The 9,879-nt window shown below is 43.6% G+C and carries 8 protein-coding genes and 2 tRNA genes; 7 read left to right on the top strand and 3 right to left on the bottom strand.

What is annotated here, in order from left to right:
• Positions 1–467: 467 nt before the first annotated feature.
• Positions 468–543 (bottom strand) — tRNA-Gly (locus AACX68_RS03405).
• Positions 544–951: 408 nt separating this feature from the next.
• On the opposite strand from AACX68_RS03405, the gene AACX68_RS03400 reads away from it, so the two are divergent.
• Positions 952–2,169, top strand: coding sequence for an MFS transporter (locus tag AACX68_RS03400; protein ID WP_228860593.1), 1,218 nt, complete (start codon positions 952–954; stop codon positions 2,167–2,169).
• A gap of 93 nt (positions 2,170–2,262) precedes the next feature.
• Here the strand turns inward: AACX68_RS03400 and AACX68_RS03395 are convergent.
• A tRNA-Gly gene (locus AACX68_RS03395) sits at positions 2,263–2,338 on the bottom strand.
• A 248-nt stretch (positions 2,339–2,586) separates the two neighbouring features.
• Here AACX68_RS03395 and AACX68_RS03390 point away from each other — a divergent pair.
• Both AACX68_RS03390 and AACX68_RS03385 read left to right on the top strand, forming a co-directional pair.
• On the top strand, positions 2,587–2,847 hold the full coding sequence (locus AACX68_RS03390) for a type II toxin-antitoxin system RelB/DinJ family antitoxin (RefSeq protein ID WP_228860592.1): 261 nt from the start codon (positions 2,587–2,589) through the stop codon (positions 2,845–2,847).
• Between the two features lie 6 nt (positions 2,848–2,853).
• Positions 2,854–3,129, top strand: coding sequence for a type II toxin-antitoxin system YafQ family toxin (locus AACX68_RS03385; protein ID WP_228860591.1), 276 nt, complete (start codon positions 2,854–2,856; stop codon positions 3,127–3,129).
• A gap of 87 nt (positions 3,130–3,216) precedes the next feature.
• On the opposite strand, the gene orn is transcribed toward AACX68_RS03385, so the two are convergent.
• Entirely contained in the window at positions 3,217–3,762 is a 546-nt protein-coding gene (gene orn, locus AACX68_RS03380) for an oligoribonuclease (RefSeq protein ID WP_228860590.1), read from the bottom strand.
• Positions 3,763–3,872: 110 nt separating this feature from the next.
• Here orn and rsgA point away from each other — a divergent pair, with 110 nt between their 5' ends.
• The 4 genes from rsgA (at position 3,873) to AACX68_RS03360 (ending at position 9,803) form a co-directional block, all read left to right on the top strand.
• Positions 3,873–4,943: a small ribosomal subunit biogenesis GTPase RsgA gene (gene rsgA, locus AACX68_RS03375; RefSeq protein ID WP_228860589.1), complete on the top strand. Its 1,071-nt coding sequence runs from the start codon at positions 3,873–3,875 to the stop codon at positions 4,941–4,943.
• 115 nt (positions 4,944–5,058) lie between these two features.
• Complete coding sequence (gene asd / locus AACX68_RS03370; RefSeq protein WP_228860588.1) at positions 5,059–5,988, top strand: archaetidylserine decarboxylase; 930 nt, start codon at positions 5,059–5,061, stop codon at positions 5,986–5,988.
• A 24-nt stretch (positions 5,989–6,012) separates the two neighbouring features.
• Entirely contained in the window at positions 6,013–9,357 is a 3,345-nt protein-coding gene (gene mscM / locus AACX68_RS03365; protein WP_228860587.1) for a miniconductance mechanosensitive channel MscM, read from the top strand.
• 29 nt (positions 9,358–9,386) lie between these two features.
• Complete coding sequence (locus AACX68_RS03360; RefSeq protein WP_228860586.1) at positions 9,387–9,803, top strand: MFS transporter; 417 nt, start codon at positions 9,387–9,389, stop codon at positions 9,801–9,803.
• The last annotated feature ends 76 nt before the right edge of the window (positions 9,804–9,879 follow it).

Raw genomic sequence — 9,879 nt, 5'->3', positions numbered from 1 at the left:
TTATCGAATTCATAACTGTCACTTTTATTAATTTCACTCATAACTATTCCTCATTTATTTCCTGATACCAATCAAATCTATTTTTTAAAAATCGGTATAAATTAGATAGGTAATCACTTTGCTTTAAATTAGAAAGTTTAACTATATGAATGATACTTTTAGATGCAACTGGTTGTAATATATCTAATAGCATCGAAAGGGGCAGCATATATCTGAAAAATATTTATATCCGTCGCGCTATTTGACCACCCGTTATCAAATAAATCAATCAAAAGCTGTTTGTCAGAATATTCAGTAATAGACAGGGTAATTACAAGAGCTAAAATCGGCAGGTAATCAGGATCTTGTGGAGTAAAACAGATACGCCACAGTTCACAAGAGTGGATTTGCGTAATAAAAACAAAAAAAGCGCCTTTCGGCGCTTTTTTCTATGACTTGCAGATTATTAAAATCTGCAGTCCTGAATTTGGAGCGGGAAACGAGACTCGAACTCGCGACCCCAACCTTGGCAAGGTTGTGCTCTACCAACTGAGCTATTCCCGCATAGCTGATCCGCTATTTTAAAAACCAAAACACTCAACCCATTGATTAGGTTAATGTTTTATCTTTAACGGCATCAAGATGGGCGCCATTATGAACTTCTTTAGTAAAGATGGCAAGTATTTTACAAGCCATAAAACATCAAGTGCTCAAAATACATGCTAGTAGACGCAGTAAACCCCACTAATGCCTTCATCAGCACGCAACATTTGCATATTTTCTCTTTAATAAAAAGCAAAAAGACATGACTTGTATAGCCTCTTGACTAAAATTTGACATCACATTAATCTAATATTCAATTATTAAATTGAATTATTGATATTTATATCCCACACTGCTCTTTATCAAACACAAGCTTTCATACCGAAAAAACACAGTACAGCTACATTGAGGAAATCCACCGTGAATAACATGGCATCAGAGAAAATAAATACAAAAGCCTCACCAGAAATATCAGATAAAAAACATCGTGATATACCTCTCTCCATATATTTGCTCGGATTGACGATATTCATCCTGAATACTTCCGCATTTATGGTTGTGGGCATGATGCCATCATTAATGGATGCGTTTGCCGTTACAGTCACAGATATCGGTTACCTGCTTTCACTCTACGGAGTAGGAATGCTCATCGGCGGACCGATATTGACAACAGTATTTGGTGTACTTCGAATTCCCAACAAGCAAGCGCTGCTTTGGATATTAACGCTCTATAGTATCGGAGGGATCATAGCTGCAATTGCCGGAAGTTATTATGTTATGGCTATCGCCCGTGTTATTACCGGTTTTGCAGGATCTGCCTGCATCGGCATCGCTTTGGCAATCTGTGGTGAAGTTGTTAAAACAGAAATAAGAGGAAGAGCCTCATCGATTGTATTCACAGGCATGATGCTGGCAAATGTTCTGGGTGTTCCCGCAGCAATCATGATTGATCAGTATTTCGGCTGGCGTATCAGTTTTTGGCTAATCGTTATCTTCACCATTATTTGTACCTTAATTTTATGGGTAATGGTGCCACTTTCACACAATACAGCCAATATCCGTATCAGCGAGCAACTTTCCTCATTCAGAAATGGAAAACTCTGGTCAGCTTATGCATCAAGCGCTCTGATTATTGGCGCATCTTACGCTGCTTTCAGTTATATCTCCGTTATCCTCATTGAAATCACAGGATTATTACCCGCTATCATTCCTATTATTCTTGGCTTTTATGGCGTTGCGAATGTCATCGGTACTTCAATCACAGGTCGTTTTGCTGATCGGCACACCTTTGCAGTACTGGCAATCGGGATCAGTATACTGACCATATCGCTGCTGATATTCGCGCTTTTCCCGGAAAACCGCTATATCAGTGTGACCGCTTTTCTAATTATTGGAATTGTAGGTGTCTCTATGAGCCCGGCACTGATTACACGGGTTATGCGCGTGGCAAATGCTGGCCCTTTGGTGAACAGCGTCCATGTCTCTTTCATTAATAGTGGTTCTGCCTTCATCTCATGGGCCGGAGGATTAAGTATTGCTGCCGGGAATGGATTAATATCACCACTTTGGATTGGCTTAATTCTGGCTATTGTTGCTTTACTTTCGCTTACGCCGCGTAGTGTCAGAACTGCAATGACATTGCCCTGAACAAAAAATTTATTTAAAAGCAGTGTGTATCAGGAGTATTGTCAGAATTCGGAGAGTGGTAAGAAATTAAGGCTGGCTCTGATAAAAAAGATTTGGAGCGGGAAACGAGACTCGAACTCGCGACCCCAACCTTGGCAAGGTTGTGCTCTACCAACTGAGCTATTCCCGCTTAATTTTGGTGTGCTGTACTTTCGAAATTATTCATCGGTACGGGGAGCGCATTATACAAATAATTCACCTTCTGGCAAGTACCAAGACGAAAAAAATCGGGCTTTATTTTTAATTGGTCAGTTATCGAACGAAAGATCTGTTTAGTGATTCAGATATGGATATCTTACTTTGATTGATACATATCCATATTTGATCGCGTTGCTCAAATGAGCTACAGTATACTTATTAACCAAAGGAGGTTTAAATATGGCCGCAAATGCATTTGTTCGCGCTCGCATAGATGAAAAATTGAAAAATGAAGCAGCAGCTGTACTAGCAAGCATGGGGTTAACCGTTTCCGACCTAGTTCGCATAACACTCACTAAAGTCGCAACAGAAAAAGCTTTACCATTTGATATGCGTATTCCTAATGAGCTAACAGCTAAAACCATTGCCAATAGTGAAAAAGGCATTGATGTTCACCAAGCAAAAGATGCTGATGATATCTTTGATAAATTGGGTATCTAATAACTCATGAAACAAAGGGCTATTGAATATTCCACTCAGTTTCAAAAAGATGTGAAATTAGCTCAGAAAAGACATAAAGACATAGAAAAACTGAAAGAGCTAATGAAACTCTTGATTAACAATGAGTTGCCATTGCCTACTGTATACAAAGATCATCCGCTAAATGGTAACTATAAAGGCTATAGGGACGCTCACATAGAACCAGATTGGATCCTCATCTACAAAATAACCAGTGACCTTCTCCGATTTGAACGGACAGGAACACACTCAGACCTATTTTAAATTGCTAGCAACGCAAGTCATGATAAACGTTGATTAAGTGGGATTTTAGACCCACTTAATCAACTCATGTCAGCAAAATACCGCCATTTATTTCTGAATAAAATGTTCGCGATAGTAAACCAGCTCCGCAATTGACTCCCGGATATCATCCAGTGCCTGATGAGTATTTTTCTTGCTTAAACCTGCCAGCATTTCTGGCTTCCAGCGACGGGCCAATTCTTTAAGTGTGCTGACATCCAGATAGCGATAGTGGAAATATTTTTCCAGTTCAGGCATATAACGGAACAGGAAACGACGATCCTGACCAATGCTGTTACCGCAGATAGGGGATTTTCCTGCCGGAATCCACTGCTCCAGAAAAGCAATCGTTGCTTTTTCAGCATCGGATTCACTGAATGAACTTTGCTTTACTCGCTCCACCAATCCACTGCCAGTATGCGTTTTGACGTTCCACTCATCCATCAGAGCTAACTGTTCATCTGACTGATGTACCGCAATAACCGGCCCTTCCGCAAGAATATTCAGCTCTGAATCAGTCACGATAGTTGCAATTTCAATTATGCGATCGCGCTCGGGATCCAGACCCGTCATCTCTAAATCTATCCAGATAAGATTGTTCTCACTTTTTGACATGATATATCCTAGGTTCCTTTAAAACAGGTAATCTGTATCAGAGGTGTATCATAGCGTTTTTGATCACCCACAGCGATAACCAGCAAGATAGATGAAATAAGTGAGGTTCGGTGGCTAAAAGTAAACTCTCCAAAGGGCAGCAACGCCGTGTGCAGGCCAATCACCAGCGCAGGCTAAAACAGCCGCTCAGCAGGAATGACGCCCAAAAACCAGAACTGGACGACAGCCAGTTCGGTGAGCCACAAGAAGGGCTGGTTATCAGCCGATTCGGGCAACATGCAGATATTGAGGCCGCAGACGCCTCCATACAACGCTGTAATATCCGCAGGACAATTCGTTCACTGGTGACCGGTGATCGTGTCGTATGGCGTCCTGCTTTACAGCTCCAGTCAGATGTTAAAGTCAATGGGATCGTAGAAGCCGTTCACGAACGAACTTCCGTGCTCACCCGTCCTGATTATTATGATGGTATCAAACCCATTGCCGCTAATATCAACCAAATTGTGATTGTTTCCGCTATCCTGCCTGAACTCTCACTGAATATTATCGATCGCTATCTGGTCGCATGTGAAACACTCAATATTGAACCCTTGATAGTGCTTAATAAAATCGATCTTCTGGACGATGAAAGCCGCGAGTGGGTTAACGGTGTCATGGATATTTACCGTCACATCGGGTATCGGGTACTGGAAGTTTCCAGCCATACCGGAGAAGGCATTCCTGAACTGATCCAATTACTGGCTGATAAAATCAGTATATTCGCGGGTCAATCAGGGGTCGGAAAATCCAGCCTGCTGAACACCCTGCTTCCGGACAATGAAGAAGCCATCTTGGTTAATGAAGTCTCAGATAACTCCGGCCTTGGTCAGCATACGACAACAACAGCACGCCTCTACCATTTTCCACAGGGAGGAGATGTCATTGATTCTCCCGGCGTCCGGGAATTCGGCTTATGGCATTTGACGCCAGAACAGGTGGTACAAGGGTTTATTGAATTTCGGGATTACCTTGGAAGCTGTAAATTCCGCGATTGCAAACATCTTGATGATCCCGGCTGTGCTTTACGCGATGCACTGGAGCAAGGAGCTATTGCAGAAGAGCGCTTTGAAAACTACCACCGGATCCTGGAAAGCATGGCTCAGGTTAAACCACGCAAAAATTTCACTGAAGGTCAAAAATAAGGCAATAATTAGCAATACGCTGCCCTGACATTCAAGATAAGGGCAGGTAGAATAGCGGACTTTTGCCCAATTTTCCTATAAGACATTGGCCGATAAAACACTTCAAGAGGTTGACGTGCTGGATAATATTAAAATCAGACTACAATATTTACTGCCAAAGCAATGTATTACTCACTTAGCAGGCTGGTTCGCCAATAAAAAAGCAGGCTGGTTGACACAGCTTGTCATTAAGGCTTTTGCCAAAATTTATAAAGTTGATATGAATGAGGCCCAGAATCCATCTTTTCAGGCTTATTCAACCTTTAACGAATTCTTTGTCCGACCATTAAAAGAGGACATTCGTCCCGTCGTCAATGAAACACACCTGTTGGCACTGCCCGCAGATGGAGCCATCAGTCAATTGGGTGCCATCCGGGAAGAGCAGATTATTCAGGCTAAAGGCCACTACTATACGGTAGAAGCGCTGTTGGCCGGCCAGCACCAACTTGCTGAACAATTCCGTAATGGCCAGTTTGTGACGATTTACTTATCACCGAAAGATTATCACCGTGTTCATATGCCATGTGACGGCGTATTGAAAGAGATGATTTATGTTCCCGGCGATCTGTTTTCAGTCAACCCGCTGACTGCCGCCAATGTACCGAATTTGTTTGCACGTAATGAACGTGTTATCTGTATGTTTGATACAGCATTTGGCCCAATGGCACAAATTCTGGTGGGTGCCACAATTGTGGGTAGTATAGAGACTGTCTGGAGTGGCTGTGTCACCCCGCCACGCGAAGGTATTATCAAACGCTGGGTCTATCCGGCAGAAGGCGAAGAAGGGGCTGTTTCTCTCAAGAAAGGAGAAGAAATGGGCCGTTTCAAACTGGGTTCAACCGTAATCAACCTGTTTGCCCCTAATCAGATTCAGTTTGCTAATAACTTATACTGTGGTTCACAAACCCTGATGGGTGGCCTGCTGGCACAGACTATCTCAAACGATGAAGAGCATACTGAGCACACAACTGACGATGTTTCCGTGAGTCAAAATAGCGCCAGTTAATTTATTACCAAGGAGCCCCTTATTGTGCGCCTGATTATCAGTTTATTTCTTAGCCTGCTTATTGCGAATCTGGCTTTCGCCTCCACAACACAGCTGGATGAAAGCCAGCTTAAACAGGAGCTGAAACAGGTTAAAGGCAGTAAAAATCCGCAGGAGGCTGAAATTGCGCAAGCACTGCAAGGGGCTATCAATTGGGTTAATGAGACAAATGCCTCCAAGGAACGGATTGCAAAGTATCAACAGTCAGTTGATGATTTCCCAAAATTAATCAAAGAATTACGCAAGAAAATACTGGCCGCCAGTGAACCACCTCCTGCTATTCCGGCGAATCAGACCATCAGCAGTCTGGAACAGCAGATTATCCAGCTCAACAGTCAATTACTGGAGCAGGGGCGGCAGTTACAACAAGAACAAGATAAAATCCGGGAGATTAGTGAATCCGTAAGCCTCATGCCTCAACAGCAAACAGAAGCCAGACGCTTGTTAGCTGAGGCAACTTCCCGGCTTCAGTCATTAAACCCACCTTCCCCCGGACTGGATGACGCCCAGTTAACACTTGCTCAGGCAGAAGTGAATGCCCGCAAAACTGTGACCAGTGAACTGGAGATGGCACAACTTTCTGCCAATAATCGGCAGGAGATCGCCCGCTTACGAGCAGAATTATTTAAAAAACGCTATCAAAATCTGGATATTCAACTCCAGCAACTTCGTAGCCAGTTAAACGCCAAGAGGCAGCAAAAAGCAGAATCAGCTCTTGAGCATACGGAAATGCTGGCGGAACAGAATGGTGGAAAACTACCTCAATTTCTGCTGGATGAACTTCAGCAAAACCGTCACCTTTCACAAATGCTCAACCAGCAGACTCAACGCATGGATTCCATTGGCTCTCAGCAACGCAAAGCTGCTGATGATATTCTGCGGGTACGCCAGACCCTTAATACCATCCGCGAACAGGCGCAATGGTTGGGTGATTCAACAACATTAGGAGCCGCGTTAAGGGCACAGTTAACGCGCATTCCTGACGTCCCGAAATCTCAGCAGCTCGACCGAAATATAGTAGAATTACGGGTTGAAAGGCTAAAATATGAAGAAATGCTGGAACACTCTCAGCGGGAAAGCGAACATACTCCTATTACAAATAACAGCCTGACGCCAACCCAAAAACAGGTTTATGATTCCCTTATCCGTACCAGAAAAGAGTTACTTAATTCCCTGCTCTCCGGTTATGACAGCGAAATATTGGAATTAACAAAACTCAAAGTCTCTACCAATCAGTTAAATGAGGCATTGAAAGAAGTTAAGGATGCCACGCACCGCTATCTGTTCTGGGTAGCAGATGTCGATCCCATTTCACTGAATTACCCTCTGTTGGTTGTACGGGATTTAACCCGATTACTCTCTCTGGATACAATTTCTCAATTAGGCATTGCAATCCATGTGATGCTGACAACGCAGGATACCTTGCTTTATCTGCTGGGTACGTTGTTACTGGTGATATTCAGCATCAGTTCACACCGCCAGTATCACGCTTTCCTTGAACGTTCCAGCAACCGTATCGGCAAGGTGACACAAGATCACTTTTCCCTGACCATAAGAACTGTGTTTTGGTCTGTTGTGGCGGCTTTGCCTCTGCCAATGCTCTGGTCAGCGATTGGCTACGGCCTGAAAAATGCCTGGCAGTACCCAATGGCAACCGCTATCGGTAATGGTGTCAGCGAAACAACACCAATCTTATGGATTTTCATGCTCAGCGCCGCGTTTGCCCATCCGAATGGTCTGTTTATTGCTCATTTCCGCTGGCCGGAAGAACGAGTCAAACGGGCAATGCGCTTTTATCGGGTATCAATTTTCCTGATTGTGCCATTGATGATGGCACTAATTACCTTTAACAATTACAGTGATCGTGAGTTTGGTGCAACCCTTGGCAGATTATGTTTTCTAATGCTCTGCGTCTCGCTGAGTCTGGTCACAACCAGCCTGAAACGGGCTGGTATTCCACTATACATGGATAAACATGGGTCAGGTGAAAACGTTATCAACTCTGTTTTATGGTGGATATTGCTCTCTGCACCAATTCTGGCCGCGCTGGCTTCTGTACTGGGTTATCTGCAAACTTCGCAGGCCCTGTTAGCACGGTTGGAAACCTCCGTTGCCATCTGGTTCTCCCTGCTGGTCATCTATCACATAACCCGTCGATGGATGTTAATCCAGCGTCGTAAAATTGCGTTCGAAAGGGCAAAACAACGCCGGGCCGATATCCTTGCTCAACGCGCTAAAAGTGAAGAAGATTCCAGCAATATTAACAGCAGTGTTGAAGGGGTGATTGAAGTTGAAGAGCCAGTTATCGATCTGGATGCAATCAGTGCCCAGTCTTTAGGTCTGGTACGCTCCATCCTGACGATGCTGGCACTGGTTTCACTTATCCTGCTATGGTCAGAGCTACATTCTGCGTTCTCTTTCCTTGAAAATATCCGGTTATGGGATGTCACCACAAGCATCAACGGTATTGATACTATCCAGTCAATCACTCTGGGTTCTATCCTGATTGCCATTCTGGTCATTATTATTACGACTCAGCTTGTCCGTAATCTCCCTGCATTACTGGAACTGGCACTGTTACAACATCTGGAACTGACGCCCGGTACAGGCTACGCCATCACTACATTAACCAAATACGGTATTACACTGATCGGCAGTATCGTCGGTTTCTCATTAGTGGGTATTGAGTGGTCAAAACTGCAATGGTTAGTTGCCGCAATGGGGGTTGGGCTTGGTTTTGGGTTACAGGAAATTTTTGCCAATATTATTTCCGGGCTGATGATCCTGTTCGAAAAACCAATCCGTATTGGCGATACCGTCACTATTCGCGGTCTGACCGGTAGCATCACAAAAATTAATACACGGGCAACGACCCTGACTGACTGGGATAGAAAAGAGATCATCGTTCCCAATAGAGCATTTATTACTGAACAATTTATAAACTGGTCATTGTCTGATACCATCACCCGTATTGTCCTGACGATCCCTGTTCCCGTAGAAACAGAATCTGCGAAAGCAACAGAGATATTACTGACCGCAGCAAGACGATGCCCGTTAATTATCGATAATCCGATGCCTGAAGCCTATTTGGTTGACCTGCAACAAGGAATTCAGATTTATGAACTGCGAGCTTATGCCGCAGAAATGGGGCATCGTATGCCTGCTCGTCATGAAGTACATCAGTATATTTTGCAGGAATTCCATAACCACAATATCACCCTGCCATTCCCACCATTTCAGGCTCGTGTTGATATTTTCGGACAGGAGATCCGCAGCGCTACAACCAACACATCAGGTCGCAATCTTCCACGTAAGCCGGGAGATCTATAATTTAATTTAGGGAAAAAGAGAACAAAAATATGGTAAGGCGCATCCCTGTTCAGATAAGTGGCTTACTGGCATTAAATGGTGTTTCTATTCTGGGAAACACCATCACAGAAATCGCTATTCCTTGGTTAATTCTGGAAATATCAGGCAGCCCATTACTGGTTGCGGCTGTGATGTCAGCCAAAATGCTGCCATTAATATTATCTGTTTTTTTCAGTGCACAGCTGGTTGATAGATACGGCGCATTTCGGATCTCAGTATTATCGGATTTAGTTAATTTCCTGAGTGTATTATTAATCCCCGTATTCTATACAATGGATATTCTTCATCTTTATCTTTTAGCTATCTTATTAATATTCTCAACTATTCTGGATTCACCAGGGCGCCTGGCAAAAGATATTATGCTGGCAAAGGAACTCAACAACCACCGACTAAAGTCGGTGGGTTAGTGATTAACGGACTGAAAGTCCGGATACGCATCGGCTAAACGATGCGTCAATTATCCAGCCTGAAGTGATCATTCGG

The sequence above is a fragment of the Xenorhabdus sp. PB61.4 genome (assembly GCF_963894935.1).
In the GTDB taxonomy this organism is placed as follows: Bacteria; Pseudomonadota; Gammaproteobacteria; order Enterobacterales; family Enterobacteriaceae; genus Xenorhabdus; species Xenorhabdus stockiae.
The sequence above is the reverse complement of the archived record's forward strand: the minus strand, read 5'-3'. Positions and strand labels throughout refer to the sequence as shown.

What these genes read in the sequence shown, in the direction of transcription:
- AACX68_RS03400 (WP_228860593.1), top strand. Translation starts at nt 952, where the DNA reads ATGGCATCAGAGAAAATAAATACAAAAGCCTCACCAGAAATATCAGAT.
- AACX68_RS03390 (WP_228860592.1), top strand. Translation starts at nt 2,587, where the DNA reads ATGGCCGCAAATGCATTTGTTCGCGCTCGCATAGATGAAAAATTGAAA.
- AACX68_RS03385 (WP_228860591.1), top strand. Translation starts at nt 2,854, where the DNA reads ATGAAACAAAGGGCTATTGAATATTCCACTCAGTTTCAAAAAGATGTG.
- orn (WP_228860590.1), bottom strand. Translation starts at nt 3,762, where the DNA reads ATGTCAAAAAGTGAGAACAATCTTATCTGGATAGATTTAGAGATGACG.
- AACX68_RS03360 (WP_228860586.1), top strand. Translation starts at nt 9,387, where the DNA reads ATGGTAAGGCGCATCCCTGTTCAGATAAGTGGCTTACTGGCATTAAAT.